The sequence below is a fragment of the Salipiger abyssi genome (assembly GCF_001975705.1).
GTDB classification, from domain to species: Bacteria; Pseudomonadota; Alphaproteobacteria; order Rhodobacterales; family Rhodobacteraceae; genus Salipiger; species Salipiger abyssi.
The window spans coordinates 4,010,385-4,030,163 of the sequence record NZ_CP015093.1; the positions used below are offsets into that span (position 1 = coordinate 4,010,385).

Annotated in this window: 17 protein-coding genes; 7 read left to right on the plus strand and 10 right to left on the minus strand. The window is 66.9% G+C overall.

Annotation, left to right across the window (positions count from 1 at the left end; genetic code table 11):
- Positions 1 to 332 precede the first annotated feature (332 nt).
- Genes Ga0080574_RS23100 through ilvN form a run of 3 tightly spaced genes read left to right on the plus strand, consistent with a single transcriptional unit; the run spans position 333 to position 4,499 of the window.
- On the plus strand, positions 333 to 2,087 hold the full coding sequence (locus Ga0080574_RS23100; protein WP_076705192.1) for an acetolactate synthase 3 large subunit: 1,755 nt from the start codon (positions 333 to 335) through the stop codon (positions 2,085 to 2,087).
- The gene (locus Ga0080574_RS23105) at positions 2,080 to 3,888 is read left to right on the plus strand and encodes a tetratricopeptide repeat-containing sulfotransferase family protein (RefSeq protein ID WP_076705194.1); all 1,809 of its coding nucleotides are present in this window, start codon (positions 2,080 to 2,082) and stop codon (positions 3,886 to 3,888) included. Before Ga0080574_RS23100 ends, Ga0080574_RS23105 begins: the two co-directional genes overlap by 8 nt.
- Positions 3,889 to 3,935: 47 nt before the next feature.
- Entirely contained in the window at positions 3,936 to 4,499 is a 564-nt protein-coding gene (gene ilvN, locus Ga0080574_RS23110) for an acetolactate synthase small subunit (RefSeq protein ID WP_076705195.1), read from the plus strand.
- A 21-nt stretch (positions 4,500 to 4,520) separates the two neighbouring features.
- On the opposite strand, the gene Ga0080574_RS23115 is transcribed toward ilvN, so the two are convergent.
- Entirely contained in the window at positions 4,521 to 4,889 is a 369-nt protein-coding gene (locus Ga0080574_RS23115) for a hypothetical protein (protein WP_076705202.1), read from the minus strand.
- Positions 4,890 to 5,118: 229 nt separating this feature from the next.
- Between Ga0080574_RS23115 and Ga0080574_RS27015 the strand changes: the two genes are divergently transcribed.
- A complete protein-coding gene (locus tag Ga0080574_RS27015; RefSeq protein ID WP_076705204.1) occupies positions 5,119 to 5,937 on the plus strand; it encodes a helix-turn-helix domain-containing protein in 819 nt (272 codons plus the stop codon).
- A gap of 25 nt (positions 5,938 to 5,962) precedes the next feature.
- Here the strand turns inward: Ga0080574_RS27015 and Ga0080574_RS23125 are convergent, their stop codons facing one another.
- Both Ga0080574_RS23125 and Ga0080574_RS23130 read right to left on the minus strand, forming a co-directional pair.
- Entirely contained in the window at positions 5,963 to 6,769 is an 807-nt protein-coding gene (locus Ga0080574_RS23125) for a DUF2189 domain-containing protein (protein WP_076705206.1), read from the minus strand.
- A 95-nt stretch (positions 6,770 to 6,864) separates the two neighbouring features.
- Positions 6,865 to 7,290 carry a nuclear transport factor 2 family protein gene (locus Ga0080574_RS23130; protein ID WP_076705208.1) on the minus strand — a complete coding sequence of 142 codons (426 nt, stop codon included), beginning with the start codon at positions 7,288 to 7,290 and terminating at the stop codon, positions 6,865 to 6,867.
- Between the two features lie 96 nt (positions 7,291 to 7,386).
- Between Ga0080574_RS23130 and Ga0080574_RS23135 the strand changes: the two genes are divergently transcribed.
- Complete coding sequence (locus tag Ga0080574_RS23135) at positions 7,387 to 8,211, plus strand: LysR family transcriptional regulator (protein ID WP_076705210.1); 825 nt, start codon at positions 7,387 to 7,389, stop codon at positions 8,209 to 8,211.
- 4 nt (positions 8,212 to 8,215) lie between these two features.
- Here Ga0080574_RS23135 and Ga0080574_RS23140 read toward each other — a convergent pair whose 3' ends face one another.
- The 6 genes from Ga0080574_RS23140 to Ga0080574_RS23165 form a co-directional block, all read right to left on the minus strand.
- Positions 8,216 to 9,172 (minus strand): helix-turn-helix domain-containing protein, encoded by a 957-nt coding sequence (locus Ga0080574_RS23140; protein ID WP_380659264.1) that lies wholly within the window; start codon positions 9,170 to 9,172, stop codon positions 8,216 to 8,218.
- Positions 9,173 to 9,275: 103 nt separating this feature from the next.
- Complete coding sequence (locus Ga0080574_RS23145) at positions 9,276 to 9,671, minus strand: VOC family protein (RefSeq protein ID WP_076705213.1); 396 nt, start codon at positions 9,669 to 9,671, stop codon at positions 9,276 to 9,278.
- 91 nt (positions 9,672 to 9,762) lie between these two features.
- Positions 9,763 to 10,884 (minus strand): peptide chain release factor 2, encoded by a 1,122-nt coding sequence (gene prfB / locus Ga0080574_RS23150; RefSeq protein WP_076705215.1) that lies wholly within the window; start codon positions 10,882 to 10,884, stop codon positions 9,763 to 9,765.
- Between the two features lie 227 nt (positions 10,885 to 11,111).
- Entirely contained in the window at positions 11,112 to 13,649 is a 2,538-nt protein-coding gene (locus Ga0080574_RS23155) for a penicillin-binding protein 1A (protein ID WP_076705217.1), read from the minus strand.
- 102 nt (positions 13,650 to 13,751) lie between these two features.
- Entirely contained in the window at positions 13,752 to 14,960 is a 1,209-nt protein-coding gene (locus tag Ga0080574_RS23160) for an N-acetylmuramoyl-L-alanine amidase (protein ID WP_076705218.1), read from the minus strand.
- Between the two features lie 99 nt (positions 14,961 to 15,059).
- Positions 15,060 to 16,205, minus strand: coding sequence for a pyridoxal phosphate-dependent aminotransferase (locus Ga0080574_RS23165; RefSeq protein ID WP_076705220.1), 1,146 nt, complete (start codon positions 16,203 to 16,205; stop codon positions 15,060 to 15,062).
- 56 nt (positions 16,206 to 16,261) lie between these two features.
- On the opposite strand from Ga0080574_RS23165, the gene Ga0080574_RS23170 reads away from it, so the two are divergent.
- Positions 16,262 to 17,599, plus strand: a complete 1,338-nt coding sequence (locus Ga0080574_RS23170; RefSeq protein ID WP_076705222.1) for a M48 family metalloprotease — start codon at positions 16,262 to 16,264, stop codon at positions 17,597 to 17,599.
- Between the two features lie 29 nt (positions 17,600 to 17,628).
- Positions 17,629 to 18,408 (plus strand): DsbA family protein, encoded by a 780-nt coding sequence (locus tag Ga0080574_RS23175; RefSeq protein WP_198039763.1) that lies wholly within the window; start codon positions 17,629 to 17,631, stop codon positions 18,406 to 18,408.
- A 16-nt stretch (positions 18,409 to 18,424) separates the two neighbouring features.
- Here the strand turns inward: Ga0080574_RS23175 and Ga0080574_RS23180 are convergent, their stop codons facing one another.
- Positions 18,425 to 19,777, minus strand: a complete 1,353-nt coding sequence (locus tag Ga0080574_RS23180) for a sensor histidine kinase (RefSeq protein ID WP_076705224.1) — start codon at positions 19,775 to 19,777, stop codon at positions 18,425 to 18,427.
- Positions 19,778 to 19,779 lie beyond the last annotated feature (2 nt).

Below are 19,779 nucleotides of genomic sequence, written 5' to 3' on the forward strand. Positions count from 1 at the left end.
CGTCTGTCTCCCTGCCCCATTACGAAAGCGGTCGAAATTCTTTCCAAAAATGTCGCCCAACACCCCCGCCTGGAAACTTTCGAAAAAACAAAGCCGCGCGGAATGTGATTTTTCGCGGATTCCAAGGTTGACGCCCCTGCCCCATCCTCCTAATGTCCGCCCCGCGCAACCAAGGAGTCCACCCCGTGGAACGGCTCGTACTGATTGTAGGAAAATGGCGCATGGGCCGGTAACTCGGAACCATAACGGATCCCCATGCGCCCCCGAAATTCTCGGGGGCTTTTTTTATTGCGCAGCGCAAAAATGAATGACGTCGTAAACGGAGACACGCGATGACACGTCAGATGACCGGAGCGAAAATGGTGGTTCAGGCCCTGAGGGATCAGGGTGTGGACACGGTATTCGGCTATCCCGGCGGCGCCGTTCTACCGATTTACGACGAGATCTTTCAGCAGAACGATATCCGCCACATCCTCGTTCGCCACGAACAGGGCGCGGTGCACGCTGCCGAAGGCTATGCGCGCTCGACCGGCAAGGTCGGCGTGGCGCTCGTCACCTCGGGCCCCGGTGCCACCAACGCGGTCACCGGGCTCACCGATGCGCTGATGGATTCCGTTCCGATCATCGTGCTTTCGGGTCAGGTGCCCACCTTCATGATCGGCTCGGACGCGTTTCAGGAGGCCGACACCGTCGGCATCACCCGCCCCTGCACCAAGCATAACTGGCTGGTGAAGGACACGGCCAACCTGTCCTCGGTGATCCATCAGGCCTTTCACGTGGCGGCCTCGGGCCGGCCCGGCCCGGTGCTGGTCGACATCCCCAAGGACGTGCAGTTCGCCAGCGCGGAGTACACGCCCAAGCCCAAGGCGCCGGTCGGCCATTACCAGCCACAGGTCAAGGGCGACATGGAGACCATCACCCAGCTGGTCGAGGCGCTGGAAAACGCCGAGCGCCCGGTCTTTTACACCGGCGGCGGCGTGATCAATTCCGGCCCGGCGGCGAGCCAGCTGCTGCGCGAGCTGGTCGATGCCACCGGCATTCCGATCACCTCGACCCTGATGGGGCTCGGCGCCTACCCGGCCAGCGGCAAGCACTGGCTGGGCATGCTGGGCATGCACGGGCTCTACGAGGCCAACCTCGCGATGCATGGCTGCGATCTGATGATCAATATCGGGGCCCGCTTCGACGACCGGATCACCGGCCGCATCGACGCGTTCTCGCCGAAGTCGAAAAAGGCGCATATCGACGTTGATCCCAGCTCGATCAACAAGGTAATCAAGACCGACATCCCGATCGTCGGCGACGTGGCGCATGTGCTCGAGGACATGCTCAAGGTCTGGAAGGCGCGCGGCCGCAAGGTCAACCGCGAGGCGCTGGCGAAATGGTGGCGGCAGATCGAGGAGTGGAAACAGGTCGAGTGCCTGAAATACAAACCCTCCGAAACCACCATCAAGCCGCAATATGCGCTGGAACGGCTGGAAGCGCTGACCAAGGGCATGGATCGCTATATCTGCACCGAGGTCGGCCAGCACCAGATGTGGGCGGCGCAGTTCCTGGGCTTTGAGGATCCCAACCGCTGGATGACCTCCGGGGGTCTGGGCACCATGGGCTACGGCACCCCCGCCTCCATCGGCGTGCAGGTGGCGCATCCCGACGCGCTGGTGGTCAATGTCGCGGGCGAGGCCTCGTGGCTGATGAACATGCAGGAGATGGGCACCGCGGTGCAGTATCACCTGCCGGTCAAGCAGTTCATCCTCAACAACGAGCGGCTGGGCATGGTGCGCCAGTGGCAGCAGCTGCTGCATGGCGAACGCTATTCGTCGAGCTGGTCCGAGGCGCTGCCCGATTTCGTCAAGCTCGCCGAGGCCTTCGGGGCCAAGGGCATCCTCTGCAAGGATCCGAAGGATCTGGACGATGCGATCATGGAGATGCTGAACTACGACGGGCCGGTGATCTTCGACTGCCTGGTCGAGAAGCACGAGAACTGCTTCCCGATGATCCCGTCGGGCGAGCCGCATAACAAGATGCTGCTTGGCGACGCCAAGGCGACCAACGCCATCGCCGGCAAGGGAGCGGTGCTTGTCTAGCAGCGCGAAAGACCGGCCTGCGCCCGATGCGGCGCAGGCCCTCGCGCAGGCAAACGCGCTGATCTCGGCGCAGCGCAAGCCCGAGGCCGCGGCGCTTTTGCGCGGGCTTCTGGCACGCAGCAGCGACAACGCCGAGGCGCGGCGGCGTCTCGCCGCGCTCGGGGCGGCGGCCCACCCTGCCCCGCGTCTGACAGCGGCGGAAACCCGCGAGCGCAAGGCCATCGGCACGGCGCTCCGGGCCCGCGACTGGCAGGCGGTGCTGCCCCGCGCCCAGGCGCTGCTGAAACGCCAGCCGCTGCTCGGCGATGTCGCCAATGCGCTGGGGCTGGCCCTGCGCGCCACCGGGCGCAACAACGACGCGCTGCGCGCCTTCGACCACGCCATACGGACCGATCCCGCCCTTCCAGACAGCTATGTAAACATGTCGATGCTGCTCCGTTCCCTCTCGCAACCCGCCGCCGCCCGCGACGCCGCCCTCGCCGGGCTGGACGTCGCGCCCGGCAATGCCGGGGTGCGGATGGCGGCGGGGCTGGCGCTGCTCGAACTGGAGGATGCGGATCGCGCCATCATACATCTGCGCGAGGCCACGCGGTCTGCCCCCGGCGATGTGCTCGCCTGGGACGCATTGCTGCGGGCGCTGGATCTGGCCAACAGGAATGACGAGGCCGCCGACGCGCTGGACGCCGCCGAGGCCGCCTGCCCCGGCGCACCGATGATCGCGCTGCACAGGGCTGCGAGGGATCTGCGCGAGGACCGCGCCGAAGACGCGCTGACGCTGCTCGACGCACAAGACCCCACCGCACTGCCGCCCGAGACGCGCGGCGTGCGCGAACAGCTGCGCGGACGCGCGCTCGACAAGCTGGACCGGCCCGCCGAGGCCTTCGCGGCCTTCGACGAGATGAACGCCCACCGGCTGCGCGCCCGGCCCGCCGTTGGCGGACCGCAGTTTCATGGCGCCATTCAACACAAGCTCGCCGGGCTCGACGCGCTGCCCGCAGGCAGCTGGCCCGCCGATGCGGCGGAGACCGATGGCTGGCAACCGGTCTTCATGGTGGGCTTTCCCCGCTCGGGCACCACACTGGCCGACACTTTCCTGCGTGGCCATCCCGACATCCTGCTGACCGAAGAACGGCCGTTTTCGCAAACCCTCACACGCGGCATCGACCCCGCGCGGGAGGCGCACGATCTCGCCACCCTCGGCACCGAGGAGCGCGCCGCCCGCCGCGCCGCCTATCGCGTGCGCTTCGAGACCGATCTTGGCCAGCAGGTGGGCAACCGCAGCGCCATCGACCGGCTGCCCTTCAACATGCTGAACGCCGCCGCCATCGCCCGCATGTTCCCTGGCGCGAAATTCATTCTCGTGCTGCGCCACCCCTGCGACGTGGTGCTGAGCTGCTTCATGCAGAATTTCACCGCCAACGAGGCGATGGACCGCTTCCTCGATCTCTCCGAAGCGGCAGAGACCTATGACCGCAGCTTCACGCTCTGGCAGCGCTACCGCGACCGGCTGGAACTCGACGTGACCGAGCTGCGCTATGAGGACATGATCGCCGATCCTGCCCGCGCCTTTGCGCCGGTGATGGCGGCGCTGGGGCGCGACTGGCGCACCGACATGGCCGATCATCGCCGCGCCGCCCAGAGCCGCGCGGTGATCCAGACAGCGAGCTATGCGCAGGTGACGCGCGGGCTATACCGCGATGCAGAGAACCGCTGGCAGCGTTACCGCGACCAGCTGGCGCCGGTCATGGACCGGCTGACACCATGGATGGAGACGCTCGGCTATTCCGGTCGGGCGCAGTGACAGGAGCGCCGCCAGCCGGCGGCAAGGAAGGGAAGAAAGGAACGGAAATGTCCGCGCTACAGATCAAGAAGGGCTCGTCCAAACATTCGGCCTACAACCTGCGCCCGACCTTCTCGGATGTGCAGGAATCGCACACGATCACCGTGCTGGTGGAGAACGAGCCCGGCGTGCTGGCGCGCGTCATCGGCCTGTTCTCGGGCCGGGGCTACAATATCGACAGCCTGACCGTGGCCGAGGTCGATCACGAAGGCCATCTCTCGCGCATCACCATCGTCACCACCGGCACGCCGCAGGTGATCGAGCAGATCAAGGCGCAGCTCGGCCGTATCGTGTCTGTGCGCGATGTGCACGACCTCACCGCCGAGGGCAGTTCGGTCGAACGCGAACTGGCGCTGATGAAGGTGATCGGCAGCGGCGACAAGCGCGTCGAGGCGCTGCGGCTGGCCGATATCTTCCGCGCCAATGTGGTGGATTCGACGCTGGAAAGCTTCATCTTCCAGCTGACCGGCGCGCCGGACAAGATCGACGCCTTCGCGGATCTGATGCGACCGCTGGGCCTGGTTCAGGTGGCCCGCACCGGCGTCGCCGCTCTGGCCCGCGGCCAGGACTGAGCGACGCCGGGAACCTCCTCCTCAGGATGCCTTGAGCGTCTCCGCCAGAAAACGCCGGTCGGGAAACGCCACGACTTTCCCGGCCGGACGCGCCGCAGCACGGGCCTGCGCCGCGCCACCCCCCGCCATCGGCGAGGCGCCGCGCAGATTTTGCGCGAGCTCCGGATATTGCTTCTGAACCAGACGTTTGGGATTACAGGCAAAGCGCAGATTTTCCGCCTGCATCAGATCGAACTGAATCAGATCCCCGGCGTCAAGCGACACACCGTCATGCGGGCTGGCCACGGAATCATGGTAGAACGCAAGATCGCCGTGGTCCTCACACCAGATTACAGCTTTATGATCTCCGGGGTCTGCCCATAGCACCACCCCATACATCTTTTGTGACATTGTCACACCCTTACCGCTCCGTCTGATACAGGGTTACGCATTTCCTGCCGCACGCCCATGCGAAGAAACGTGTCTCTGGGTTGCATTTTGTGACAGTTTCGATATCAATTGGCGCGGATGGGCATCAAGTGTGACGCTACTTCGCATCAAGTTCCGGTAACCCGTAGAAAATAAGGCCCAAAAATGACGGCGCGCTGTCGTCTAAGCCCCGCTGCGGGAAAGAAACGGAATGTCAACAGATCTAACCCGAGACGATAATCAACCCAGCCCGGCCGAATTGCGTGGCGTATTCGGAGCCAATCTACGCAGGCTCGGACGCAATGCGCCATCTATTTCGGCCCTGTGCCGCGATCTTGGCATCAATCGCACGCAATTCAATCGCTACCTTGCGGGCGAAAGCTTTCCGCGCCCAGATGTGCTGCACCGGATCTGCCGCTTTTTCGGAGTCGATGCCCGTATTCTGCTGGAACCGGTCGACCAGATCCGATCCGAACCGCGCAGCCTGTTGAGCCACAGCTTTATTTCGGATTTCATCGGCGCCGGGGTCACGCATTTGTCGGAAGAGGAATTTCCCTCGGGTTTCTTCCGCTTCTCCCGCGCCGCCTTTACCGAAGAAGACCGCTTCGTCGTCGGGCTTGTGCACATCACCCGCAAAGAGGGCTTCACCTTCCTGCGTGGCTTCGAGCCCAAGGAAGCGCTGTCCATGCACGACATGCCTACCGATCCGCGCACGCGCGAATTTCGCGGCATGGTGATGCCGCAGGCCGAGGGGCTGGCGATGCTGGTCAGCCGGCGCGGCGCGGTCACCACCTCGTTCAACTATCTCGCCCGGGTGCCGGCGCTCGCAAAAACCTACTGGGTTGGCTACACCGTGCGCACCACGCCGGAGAATCCGACCGGGCGGCGCGCTGCCCGGCTGGTCTATGAGTATCTCGGCCGCGACACCCAGCTCATCCTCAATGCCGCACGCACCGCGGGCTATGCCTCGGCAGAGGAACTGGTGCCGTTCCACCGCAAGCAACTGCGCATCGACGAACCCTTCGTCTGATCCGCCCGTCTGAGCCCTTCGGGGCTCAGACCGTCACTGGCCGACCCGCCGTCCCCGCCGCCGCGCCGGTCTTCAGCAGATCGTAGAGATGCCAGGTGGCGTGGCCCAGCACCGGCAGTGTCAGGAACAGCCCGAGAAAGCCCGGCAGCATCGAGACCAGCGTGACCGCCGCGATAAAGAACGCCCAGGCGAACATCACCACCGGATGCGCCGCAACATACTGGAACGAGGTGATCATCGCGGTGACGAAATCGATTTCGCGGTCCAGCAGCAGCGGCAGCGCCAGCACCGTGATCATGTAGAGCAGCGCCGCAAAGCCCGCCCCCACCGCCGAGCCCACCGCCAGCATCGTCAGCCCGTTCGCGGTGAGGAACACCCCATAGCTCGACGAGACATTGGTCATCACCGAGAGGCCCATGAACAGCGCAAAGATCATATGCGCGAGGAAGAACCAGAACAGGAAAACGATCACGATCACCGCGCAGATCGACGGCAGTTGCCGTTTCGACTGCCGCAGGATGACGCTGAAGATCTGCATCCAGTCGAGCGGCAGGCCAAGCTCCAGCCGCCGGCTGACATCGTAGAAACCGACGGCGGCAAAGGGCGCCAGCAGCGGAAAGCCGATCGCCGCGAGCACCAGCCAATAGCTCTGCCCGGTCGCCCAGGTGATCCAGCTCATCAGCAACCCGGCGAACACATAGACCCCGGCAAAGACCAGCGCAAATCCCGGCGCGCGCTTCAAATCGGCCACGCCCCGGCGCAGCGCCTCTTTCAGCGTGGCAAAACGCACCTCTGCCAGCGGGGGCACCCCCGGCTCCGGCGTCACGGTCATCCCTGCCCTCCCTTTTACCCAACTCACTCCTCTTGGAGGAGAGTGTAACCCGGAAAGCGACCACGGGCGCAAGATCTTTGCGCCCGTTCGGAGGATCAGGCGCTCATCGCCTCGGCCAGCGCCGCCGTGTCCTCGTAGAAGTGATAGAGCACCAGCTTGCCGCCCTGCCACTCGGTGACCAGCGCCCAATCGGAGGCAAATGTCTTGCCGGTGGCCCGCACAATGTGGCGCAGCCGTCCGAACAGGCAGGCGCGGCGGGCGTCGCCGACCCCGGCGGCGATGTCGAACCGCTCCGGCGTGAAGAGATCGCCGAAGCGGCCAAAGAACAGCGCCGCCCCCTCCGGCCCGGAATAGGTGCCAAAAAGCGGGTTGGCCGCCGAAGCCTCGCGGCGCGCGGGAATGAACACGGCATCGGGTGCGACCATGTCGAGCACCTGCCCCATGTCCCCGGCGAAAAGCGCCTCTAGAAAGCGGCGTGTCAGCATCTCCGCCGGCGCGGCGGTGTCGGGTTTGTCCAGCATGGGATTTCCTTTCTCTGCGAACTGCCGCAAAGATATCTGTGCGGAAATTCCCGGGAAGCCGGAAGAAATGCCCCATAAATGTGAGAAAACACCCCGATGAACTGGCACGACCTGACCGTTTTTCTCGCGCTCATGCGACAGGGATCGCTGTCGGGCGCGGCGCGGGCGCTCGGCGTCGAACACGCCACCGTCGCGCGGCGGATCGACCGGCTGGAGCGCGCGCTGGCGCTGAAACTCTTCGACCGGCTGCCGCGCGGCTGGCGCCCGACGGCAGAGGCCGATGCGCTGCTGCCCGAGGCCGAGGCGATGGAAGAGGCCGCGCAGGCCCTGGCCCGCCGGGCGCGCGGCGCCGATGCCGGCGGGCCGGTGCGAATCTCGGCGCCGCCGGTATTTCAGGCGCGGATTCTGGTGCCGCTGCTGGGCGGGCTGCTGGCCGATCACCCGGATCTCTCGATCCGCCTCGACGGGCTGGCGGCGCGCGCCGATCTGCAAAGCGGCGAGATCGACATCGCGCTCAGGGTGGGCGCGCCGGAGGGTCAGACGATCCGCGCCCGCAAGCTCGCCGAGGTCGCCTATCGCCCCTATCGCGCGCCGGATGCGGTGACAGAGGCGGTGATCCGTCCCGAGAGCAGCGGCGGCGAGGTCTTTGCCTGGGCGCGGAACTGGGCGGGCAATCGCGCCGTGGCGCTCTACTCCGGCGATCCGCCGAGCATGCTGGCTGCGGCGCACCAGGGGCTGGGCATCGCGGTGCTGCCGGTATTTCTCGGGCGCCCGGCGGGGCTTGTGCCGGTGGACGACGCGGTGCTCTTGCGCCCGCTCTACCTGGCGCTGCACGAGGACAAGGCGCGCAGCCCGCGCATCCGGCGCGTAGCCGACGCCCTGGCCGAACGTCTGCGAGCGATCCGCACCGAGCTGGTCTGAGGCGCTAGTCGCCGAGCCCCAGCCGCTTCATCCGGCGATAGAGCGTCGCGCGGCCGATCCCCAGCGCGCGCGCCGCCTGCGAGACATTGCCGTCGGCGCGGGTCAGCGCCCGCACCACCGCCGCGCGCTCGGCCTTCTCGAACCCGGTGGGGCCGTCGCCCTGACCGAAGAGATCGGCGGCAGGCCGCGGCTTCAGCGCGCCCTTGGCCTCCAGCCGGAAGGCCTTGCGCGCACCGCGCGTGGCGCCGACCACCAGATCGTCGGAATCGACCGCCACCAGCACCGAGGCCTCGCTCTCGTCGCCATCGCCCACCACGATGCGTGCATCGGGAAAGGAGGCACGGAAGAAATCCGCCTCGATGGCGCGCGCGGTCTGCGCCACCGTCGCGGCAATCAGCCGGTTGAAGCCCTCGGTCTGGTCGGCCCGCGCCGACGACACGTCGAGCGCCGCCAGCACGCTGCCATCGGGGCCGAAGATCGGCGCGTCCATGCAGCTCATGCCGATATTGCGCGCAAGGAAATGATCGCCGCGATGGATCGTCACCCGGCGCTGTTCGGCCAGGCAGGTGCCGATGCCGTTGGTGCCCTCGGCGGCCTCGCTCCAGTCGCTGCCGGGCCAAAGCCCCCAGTCGCGGAACACCGCGCTGTCGGCATCGGCGCAGCGCTGATCCAGCACCAGCCCCGCGTCATCGGTCAGCAGCACGCCGCAGCCGGAGCTGCCCACGAGCCCGAAAAGCTGATCGAGCTTCGGCCCGGCCACCAGCAGAAACCGCTCCACCCGCAGCCGCCGCTCGTGCAGCGCGCGCTGGTCGAGCCGCTCGGGCGCGCGACGCTCGGACGGATCGAGCCCGTGATGCCGCATCGACCGCCGCCAGGACGCCGCCAGCGACGACATCGCAGCCGCCCGGTCCGAGCCCACGGTCTTCACGACTCTGTCGATATGATCGGTCACGGGGGTAATCGGCACTCTCCTCCATCGGCGTTTGCGGCGCTAACACCGCGCAGATGGCCAGATTATAGCCCCCGCTGTCAATCGCGCCATGCGACCAAGGCAGCAGGCCCCGTTACTGAAAGCGGCCGCTGCGCTCCAGCACCTCGATCTGATAGCCATCGGGATCGGCGACAAAGAAGAACCGCCCCACCAGCTTGCCGTCGGGGGCGAATTCCACCAGCTTGCGCGGATTGAGGCCTTCGGCCTCGAAACGCGCATGCTCGGCGTCGAGATCGGCCACCGACACCGCCAGATGGCCGTAACCGTCGCCGAGATCGTAGGGCTCCGTCCGGTCCTTGTTCACCGTCAGCTCGACCTCGAACCCGGTCTCGGCATTGCTGAGATAGATCAGCGTGAAGTCGCTGAAATCGAGCCGGTCGGCGATCTCCAGCCCGAAGGCAGTGCGATAGAACGCGACAGAGCGGTCCTCGTCGAGAACCCGGATCATGCTGTGAATGGCTTTGGCCACGATATCCCCCTCAGGTCTTGCTGTGCTGAGGCGCAGCCTAGAGCGCGGCGGCGGGGCGCGGGTAGTAGCGGAATACTACCCCCGCCCAACGTCACTCCGCCTGCGCGTCGGCGCGCGACTTGCCCGAGGCCTGCTGCGCCAGCGTCGCCGCCATGAACGGGTCGAGATCGCCGTCGAGCACGCCCTGCGTGTCGCTGGTCTCGTGGCTGGTGCGCAGATCCTTCACCATCTGGTAGGGCTGAAGCACGTAAGAGCGGATCTGGTTGCCCCAGCCGGCATCGCCCTTGGCCTCGTGCTGGGCGTTGATCTCGGCATTCCGGCGGTCCAGCTCCATCTGATAGAGCCGCGATTTCAGTGCCTTCATGGCGATATCGCGGTTCTGGTGCTGGGATTTCTCCGACGAGGTCACCACGATGCCGGTGGGCATGTGGGTGATCCGCACCGCCGAGTCGGTGGTGTTGACGTGCTGACCGCCGGCACCGGACGACCGGTAGGTATCGACGCGGATCTCGGAGGGGTTCACGTCGATCTCGATATTGTCGTCGACCACCGGATAGACCCAGACGCTGGCAAAGGAGGTCTCGCGCGTGCCCTTGCCAAAGGGCGAGATCCGCACCAGCCGGTGCACACCCGATTCCGATTTCAGCCAGCCATAGGCGTTGGGGCCGGAAATCTTGTAGGCCACCGATTTGATCCCCGCCTCGGTGCCCGGCTCCTCCGATTGCAACTCCACGTCATAGCCGCGCTTTTCGGCCCAGCGGACATACATGCGCTGGAGCATCTGCGCCCAGTCGCAGGCCTCGGTGCCGCCGGCGCCGGCATTGATCTCGAGAAAGGTGTCGTTGCCGTCCGCCTCGCCGTCGAGCAGCGCCTCCAGCTCCTTCTGGCCGGCCTTCTCGGCGAGCGCTGCTATGGCGGCCTCGGCCTCGGAGACGACCTCCTCGTCCTCCTCCATCTCGCCCATCTCGATCAGCTCGACATTGTCGGAGAGCTCCTGCTTGATCGAGTTGTAGGTCTCCATCGCGTCGACCAGCATCTGCCGGTCGCGCATGAGCTTCTGCGCCGCCTGCGGATCGTCCCAGAGGTTGGGGTCCTCGACGCGGGCGTTGAACTCCTCGAGCCGGTGCGGCGCGGTCTCCCAGTCGAGCCGCTGGCCCAGCAGGTCCAGCGATTTCTCGATCTTGTCGACGGATTTCTGGGTCTCGGCGCGCATGGCTGGCTCTCTTCGGGAAATCTGTTGGTCAGGGGGACATAAACCAGCGCCGCCTGCCCTTCAAGCGCCGCGCGTCACAGGCCCCCCCCGGTCGACGCCGGAGCGCCGGCCCGCCCCTTCATCTTTCCGACAAATACTCAACCGACCCCGGCCAGACCGCGCACCGCACGCCCTTTCGCGCCACCGCCGCACCCCCCTCAGGGTGGGTTTTCACCCGCCTGCCCGGATCAATAAAGCCCGCCCGAGCTCAGCGTGCCGAAGCTCGCCTTGGGGCCCACCACGGCTTTCTTGCCGGTGGAGGTGGTCACCTGGCGGGCGCGGGTCGAGCCGTCGGGCTGGATCACGTCGAAATTGCCGGTCATCGCCCAGCCACCATCGAGCTGGATGCCAAAGATCGGCTCTTCGCCACGGCGGAAACACTCGGCCACCACATTCGGGCCGGAGGCCGCATCGCCCAGACGCGCCCCGGTGAAGCGGTCGATCTTGATGAACTCGCAGGCCTCGGGCACCTTGAACGGCCCGCCGCCGTATTTCTTCACCGCCTGGGTCATGAAGCGCTGGAACACCGGCCCGCACATGGAGGCGCCATACGCCCCCCGGCCCAGCGGGCGCGGCGTGTCGTAGCCGATATAGCAGCCCGCCACCACGTTCGAGGTAAAGCCGATGAACCACACGTCCTTGGCGTCGTTGGTGGTGCCGGTCTTGCCGGCGGTGGGCACCGGCAGGTTGACCACACCCGAGGCGGTGCCGCGCTGTACCACGCCCTGCATCATCGAGGTGAGCTGATAGGCGGTCACCCCGTCCATGATCCGCTCGCGGTTGTTGCGGATGGTCGGGCCGCGCCCCGGCGGCAGGTTCGGATCGGCGCAATCCTCGCAGACCCGTTCATTGCCCTTGGCGCTTTCGTGGTTGTAGATCGTGCGCCCGTAACGGTCCTGCACCCGGTCGACCAGCGTCGGCTCCACCCGCTCGCCGCCATTGGCGAACATCGCATAGGCCGAGATCATCTTGTAAAGCGTGGTCTCGTCGGCCCCGAGCGCATTGGCCAGCACCCGGCCCATCTGGTCGTAGACCCCGAATTTCTCCGCATAGCGCGCCACCGTGTCCATGCCGATCTCCTGCGCGAGACGGATGGTCATCAGGTTGCGCGACTGCTCGATCCCGGTGCGCAGCGGCGTCGGGCCGTAATAGGTGTTCGACGAGTTCTTGGGCCGCCAGACGCCCTGCGGCGTGTCGATCTCGATCGGGGCGTCGATGATGATGGTCGAGGGCGCGAAACCGGAATCCAGCGCCGAGGCGTAGACGAAGGGCTTGAAGGAAGAGCCCGGCTGGCGCTGCGCCTGGGTGGCGCGGTTGAAGACCGAATCCTGATAGGAGAAGCCGCCCTGCATGGCGATCACCCGGCCGGTATTGACGTCCATCGCCATGAAGGCGCCCTGCACCTTCGGCACCTGGCGCAGGGTCCAGCGGATAAAGCTGCCGTCGCCATCCTCGATCATCGCGCGCACATGCACCACGTCGCCGCGTTCGAAATTGTCGCGGAAGCTGCCGCGCATCCAGGCGATGTCGTTGCGCGGCACGGAATTGCCGCGCGGGTCGTCGGTGGCGACGCCCTCGATGCCCAGCCGCATGGCCTGATCGCCGACCTCCAGCACCACCGCCGGCAGCCATTGGCTTTCCAGGTCGATGTCGCGGGCGACAGAGGTGCCGGCCAGCGCCGCGCGCCAAGCCTCTTCGCTGCCGAGCGAGTCCTCGGGCAGCGTCTTGCCGGTGCCATGCCAGCGCCCGAGTCCGCGGTCGTATTGCTCCAGCGCGATGCGCAGCGATTCCGCCGCCTCCACCTGCATCTCGGGATCGAGCGTGGCGCGCACGCTGAGACCGCCGGAAAAGAACTCGCCCTCGCCGAAATCGCTGGTCAGCTGGCGGCGAATCTCGTCGGTGAAGTAATCGCGCGGCGGCAGCGAATCCTGATAGGGCTCGTAATCGCCGTTCTGCACCGAGAGCAGCGGCGTGGCGACCTCCGTCTCATAGGTCGGCTCGTCGATATAGCCGTTCTCCATCATCTCGCGCAGCACGTAGTTGCGGCGCGAGAGCAGCCGGTCCTTGTTGCGCACGGGATGGAAATCCGACGGTGCCTTGGGCATCGAGGCGAGGAAGGCGGCCTCGTTCGGCGCCAGCTCCGACAGGCTCTTGTTGAAATAGGTCTGCGCGGCGGCGGTGACGCCATAGGAATTCTGCCCGAGGAAGATCTCGTTCAGGTAAAGCTCGAGGATCTTGTCCTTGCTGAGAGCGCCTTCGACTCGGCTGGCGAGGATGATTTCCTTGATCTTGCGCTCGGCGCGGCGGTCGCCGGAGAGCAGGAAGTTCTTCATCACCTGCTGGGTGATGGTGGAGGCGCCGCGCACGTCGCGGCCACGCGATTTCACCGCGTCGATGGCGGCGGCGGCGATGCCGCGCGGGTCATAGCCCTGATGGGTGTAGAAATTCTTGTCTTCCGCCGAGATGAAGGCCTGCTTCACCAGGTCGGGGATCTGGTCGGCGGGGGTAAACAGGCGCCGCTCCTGGGCGAATTCGTCGATCACCCGGCCCTGCTGCGAATAGATCCGGCTGATCGTCGGCGGGGTGTATTGCGCGAGGCTCTCATGGCTCGGAAGGTCCTGGCCATACATCCAGAACACCGCGCCGATGGTCAGCGCGATCATCATCAAGCCCAGCGTCAGAACGCTGAAAATGCCGCCGAAGAAGGAGAAGATAAACCGAGTCACGCAGGGAGCCCCCAAGATTTGCGCCCCCTTTATAGCGTGCCGGGGCCGCGGTCAAAACACACGCGCTTGTGAGAGCGGCGCGCCGCCTGTTGCCGCGGCGTCCTACTGCCGCCGCAGGCGGGCGAGCGCGGCGTCCTCGATGGCCCAGGCTTCGATTCCGTCGCGAATGCCCGCCGCCATGCCGGCGCGCCAGGCCGAATCCTGGAGGTTCCTGAGATCCTGCGCGGTCGAGAGGAACCCGACCTCGATCAGCACCGAGGGGATGTCGGCGGCCTTCAGCACCGAAAACCCGGCGCGGCGCAGCGGGCGCTTGTGCACCCGCCCCACGGCGTTCTCGATGCCATCCACGAGGTGGCGCGCCAGCGACAGGCTGCGCGGCGTATTGTCGAGCCGCGCAAGATCGAGCAGCACATTGGCGACGCGGTCGTCGGAGCCCGAAAGATCGAGCCCGGCAAGGATATCGTCGCGGTCATGGCGTTCGGCCAGCGCGGCGGAGGCGGCGTCGGAAGCGTCTTCGGCCAATGTGTAGACGGTGGCACCATGGGCGATGCCCTCTTCGATGGCATCCGCATGCAGTGACACAAAGAGATCGGCGCGCGCGTCATGCGCCAGCGCCACGCGGCCCTCGAGCGACACGAAGTGATCGGCGTCACGGGTCAGCACCGCCTCGAAGCCCGCGCGGCGCAGCACGTCGCGCAGCTCGCGGGCGAAGGTCAGCATGAGATCGGCCTCATTGATGCCGTCACGCTCGGCGCCCGGGTCGATGCCGCCATGGCCCGGATCGAGCATGATGCGCAGCGGTGCATCCGCCGCGCGCGGCGCCGGCGCCACGACCGAGGGCGCGGGCAGATCCCAGCGCGGATCCTGCGGCGCGCCGGAGGCCGCCTGCATCTCCTCGGCGCTCGCCGGCAGCAGGCGCAGGCGCAGCTCGGCGCTGCCCGAGCCCTCGGCCACGGTCATGCCCGCCTCGCCGATCACCATGGGCGCCTCGAGCGCCGCCACCAGCCGCGACCAGCCGGAGCGGAAACCGCCCATGCGCAGCGCGGTGACCGCTTCGGAGCGATCCATCTCTTCGGCATCGGCGCCGGTCCAGTCGACCTCGCGGAAATCCACCACCAGCCGGGCGGGATCGGTCAGCGTGAAGGCCCGCCACGGCACGCCCTGGCTGAGCGAGAGCGACAGATCCGCCGCCCCGCCCCAGCGCGCATCGGTGACGCGGCCCCCGGTAAAGAGCGCCCGCCCGCCCAGATCCTGCGCGGCTGCGCTGGCGGCGATGAAAAGCGCCGCGATACAAAGGAAGATCCTGCTCATCCGCCCGTTCGATTATGGTTTTTCCGACCCTACCACGCCGCGCCCGGGATTCGCACCCCGCGCGACGCTCACAAGATTTTTCGTACGAAAAATCTGGGCTCAGCCGCGGGTTTCCATGAAACGGCGCAGACGGTCGAGCCCTTCCTCGATCTCCGCCGTGCCCTGGGCGTAGGAGAACCGCAGCGTGCCGCCGCCGCGCTCTGGATCGAAATCGAACCCCGGCGTCACCGCCACCCCGGCCTTGTCGAGGATCTCGGCGGCAAAGGCGCGGCTGTCATGGGTCAGGTGGCTGACATCGGCATAGACATAGAACGCGCCGTCCGGCGGCGCGATACGGTCGAACCCGGCCTTCGGCAGCCCCTCCAGCATCAGCTGGCGGTTGCGCGCATAGACCTTGCGGTTCTCCTCAAGTTCCTCGGTTGCATCCATCGCGGCCAGCGCGGCCACCTGCGCCGCGTGCGGCGGGCAGATGAACAGATTTTGCGCCAGCCGCTCGACCTGTCGCAGCTGCGGCTCGGGCACCACCAGCCAGCCGACGCGCCAGCCGGTCATGCAGTAATACTTCGAGAAGGAGTTGATCACGCAGACATCGTCGGAGATCTCCAGCGCCGAGACCGAGCGGCGCTCATGCTCGATGCCGTGATAGATCTCGTCCGAGAGAAAGGCCGCGTCGCGCTCCTGACAGAGCCCGATCATCTTGCCCAGCCCCTCGCTGTTGAGCATCGTGCCCGTGGGGTTGGCGGGCGAGGCCATCATGAGCCCCTGAAACTCGACGCCCTCAAGATCCTCCGGCGCCAGCAGGTAGCCGTTCTTCTCCGAGGCCGGGATCTCCAGCGGCCTGATATCCAGCGCCTTCATGATCTGCCGGTAGGAGGGATAGCCGGGCCGTCCGACCACGACATTGTCGCCGGCATCGAACAGCGCGGTGAAGGCCAGCACGAATCCCCCCGACGAGCCCGGCGTAACCACCACGCGGGCCGGGTCGAGGTCGACATCGTACCATTCTCCGTAATGCCGCGCGATGCGGGCGCGCAGCTCCGGCAACCCCAGCGACATGGTATAGCCCAGAGGGTCCGTCTTCATTGTCTCCGCCAGCACATTGCGGGCATGGGCCGGCGCGCCCGAAGACGGCTGTCCCACTTCCATATGGACGATGTGGCGCCCGGCCTCTTCGGCAGCCCGCGCCGCCTCCATCACTTCCATCACAATGAAGGCATCGACCGCCCCCCGGCTTGAGTTTCGCATCTCGCTCTCCCATGGTGGCTCGGGTTCCCGCTTACGGGCGATGTGAGGGAGGGTCAATGTCCGCTGCCGCCGCAAGACCGCTGGCCGCGCTGCTGATCGCCGCGGCGCTGATACTCTCGGCAGTGCCGGCGCGCGCGGTGACGCTGCTGCGCGATGCCGATATCGAATATGCGCTGGCCGAGCTCGCCGCGCCGGTGCTGCGCGCCGCCGGCCTCAGCCCGTCGCAGGTGGGCATTATCGTGGTCGACGACAACAGCCTGAATGCCTTCATCATCGACACCCGGAACATCTTCATCCATTCCGGCCTGATCCTGAAACTGGAAAGCCCCGAGGCCCTGCAGGCGGTGATCGCGCATGAGGCGGCGCATATCACCAACGGCCATATCGCCCGCCGGCTCGGCAATATGCGCAGCGCCCGCACCGCCGCCGCCCTCGGCGCGGCGCTGGCGGCGGCCACCGGTGTCGCCACCGGCAGCGGCGACGCGCTGGCCGGCGTCATGCTCGGCACCCAGAGCGCCGCGATGCGCAATTTCCTCGCCCATACGCGCGCCGAGGAAAGCTCTGCCGATATCAGCTCGATCCGCACGCTGGTGCGCGCCGGGATCGACCCGCGCGGCGCACTGGAAGTGCAGGAGATCTTTCGCGGGCAGGAGGCGCTCTCCGCCCGCCGTCAGGATCCGTATATGCAGACCCATCCGCTGACCCGCGACCGTTTGCGCGCGCTTCAGGGGCTGGTCGCCTCCGCCGGCGCCAAGGCCGCCGAGAATCCGGAGGCGGACTACTGGTACGCCCGCAGCCGCGCCAAGCTCTCGGCCTTCCAGCGCGCGCCGAACTGGACGCTGCGGCGGCTCGACCGGGCGCCGAGCCGCGATATCGCCCTGATGAGCGAGGCGGTGGCACGGCACCGGCAATCGGACCTGCCGCGCGCGCTCAAGGCCATCGACGCCGCCATCGCGCTGCGCCCGCGTGATCCGTTCCTCTACGATCTCAAGGGCGAGATCCTGCTCGAATCCCGCCGCGCCGGCCCGGCCATTCAGGTCTATTCGCAGGCCCGGCAACTGGCGCCGCGCAACGCCCAGATCCTTGCCGGGCTCGGCCGGGCGCAGCTCGCGGCGGGGCAGTACGGCGCCGCGCTGAAGACGCTGGAAGAGGCGCGTGGCCGCGACTGGCGCGACAGCCGCGTGCTGCGCGACCTTGCCGTGGCCTATGCCAAGGCGGGCAATGCCGGCATGGCCTCCGAGGCCACGGCGCAGCGCTATGCGCTGCAAGGCCGTCTGGAGGATGCCGGCATCCACGCCACCCGCGCGCTCGGCCTGCTGCCGCGCGGTTCCGCCCCATGGCGCCGCGCGCAGGACGTGCTAGACGCGGCGCAACGTGCCGAAAAAAACCGCTGACAGCGGACAAAACAGAAAACGGAGATCCGATGCTGACCCGACTGACCCGCCCCGCCACCGCGCTCGCGCTCGCCGCCGGGATCGCCGCCGCCGCCCCTGCCCCGTCCCGGGCGCAGGAGGTCGACTTTTCCGCCATGACGCCGGAACAGCGCCAGGCCTTCGGCGAGCAGGTCCGCGCCTATCTGATGGAGAACCCGCAGGTCATCATGGAAGCGGTGAGCGTGCTCGAAGCGCAGCAGGCCGAACAGCAGGCCGCCGCCGACGAGCAGATCGTGGCGGACAATGCCGATGCGCTCTATCGCGACGGCTATTCCTGGGTCGGCGGCAATCCGGATGGCGACATCACCATCGTGGAATTCTCCGATTACCGTTGCGGCTATTGCCGCAAGGCGTTCCCCGAGGTCGAGGAGCTGATCGAGAGCGACGGCAATATCCGCTTTATCATGAAGGAATTCCCGATCCTCGGCGAAGCCTCGGTGACCTCCTCGCGCTTTGCCATCGCGACGCTGATGGAGGCCGGCCCCGAGGCCTATAAATCGGTGCATGACGCGCTGATGACACTGGAGGGCGAGCCCTCGGAGCCGGTGCTGCGCCGCCTTGCCGGCACGCTGGGTCTGGATGTCGACGCGATCATCGCGCGCATGTCGGACGAAGAGATCACCCGCCGCATCCAGGAAACCCGCGCGCTGGCCGCGCGGCTCAAGATCAACGGCACGCCGAGCTTTGTGTTTGGCGGCGAGATGCTGCGCGGATATGTGCCGCTCGACAGCATGCGCGAGATCGCGGCGCAGATCCGCTCCGATCGCTGATATTGCGGGGCGCGCCTCAGGGGCGCGCCTCTCCACTCCCCGATGCGCCGGAGCCGGGCGCCGCTGACGCCTGCGCCATGGGCAGGTCGAGCCAGATCTGCATGCCTCCGCCCTCGCGCGGCTCAACCGTCATCTTGCCATTGGACTGCTCGACAAACCCGCGCACCATGGGCAGCCCCAGCCCGGAGCCCTGCCCGCGCGGTTTGGTGGTGAAATACGGCTCGAACACCTTGTCGCGCAGATGCTCGGGGATGCCGCTGCCCTCATCCGCGATACCGAAGCGCAGCGCGCTGCCATCGCCATGCGGGCACGGCTTCGCGGTCAGGACGATCTCGCCGCCCGAAGGCATCGCGTCGCGGGCATTGCCGATCAGCTCGAGCAGCGCCGAATGCAGCTTTTCCGGATCCGCATAGACCGGTCTCAGCCCCGGCGCGACTCGCAGCGTCACCCGGTGCCACGGGCCGAGCAGCTCGCGCCGCGCACGTCCGGCCACCGTTTCGAGCAGCGACGCGGGAAGCTGCGCCACCGGGCTGAGGCGCGCATTGCGCGACAGCGCCAGCAGCTGTGTGGTCAATTCGGCACCGCGCCGGGCCGCACGCTCGGCCTCGGTCATCAGCGCATCGCGCTCGTCCGGCGCCACGCTCAGCCGCGCCAGCTCCATATTGCCCAGCACCACCGTCAGCAGATTGTTGAAATCATGCGCCACACCGCCGGTGAACTGGCTAAGCGCGCGTTGCCGTTCGCGCGCGTCGCGCTCGGCGATATGAGCCTGCAACTGTGCGTGCATGCCCCGCAGGTCGAACGCCGCCTTCATAAAGACGCCGTAGAGCGCCAGCATCGCCACCGCCAGCATCCAGCTGTCCGGCGCGTAAGGTGCCTGCCAGAGCAGCCAGCCGACGCGCACCAGCACCGCCCCCGTGATCACCGCAAGGTCGATGCGCAGCGCCGCCCGGAGATGCGCGCGCATCGCCAGGGCGTTGAGCCCGCCCGCCGTCAGAAACAGCAGGGAATAAAGCCACGCCTGCATGTCTCCCGCGATCCAGAGAGAGAGGCCGGGCAGGCAGAACAGCAGGCTGTTGAGCGTCTGCATGATCAGCACGCGCCGCATCAGAAGCGGCGGCCCGCTTTCCGGAAGGCCGCGCAGCACCAGCGCATAGGCGAACTGCGCGAGCATGAAAACCGCGAACCAAAGCGGCAGAAGTGCACTGCCGTAGGTGCGCCAGAACAGCAGGCAGCACAGGCCGAGGATCACATGACGCAGATAGCGCCGATTGGCAAAGGGCGCCTCGAAGCGGCGGATCTGCGCATAATCGACCGGAGGCGACACGGCGGCACCGGTGCCCGGCAGTTTCCCGGCACCGTCCGCCACGG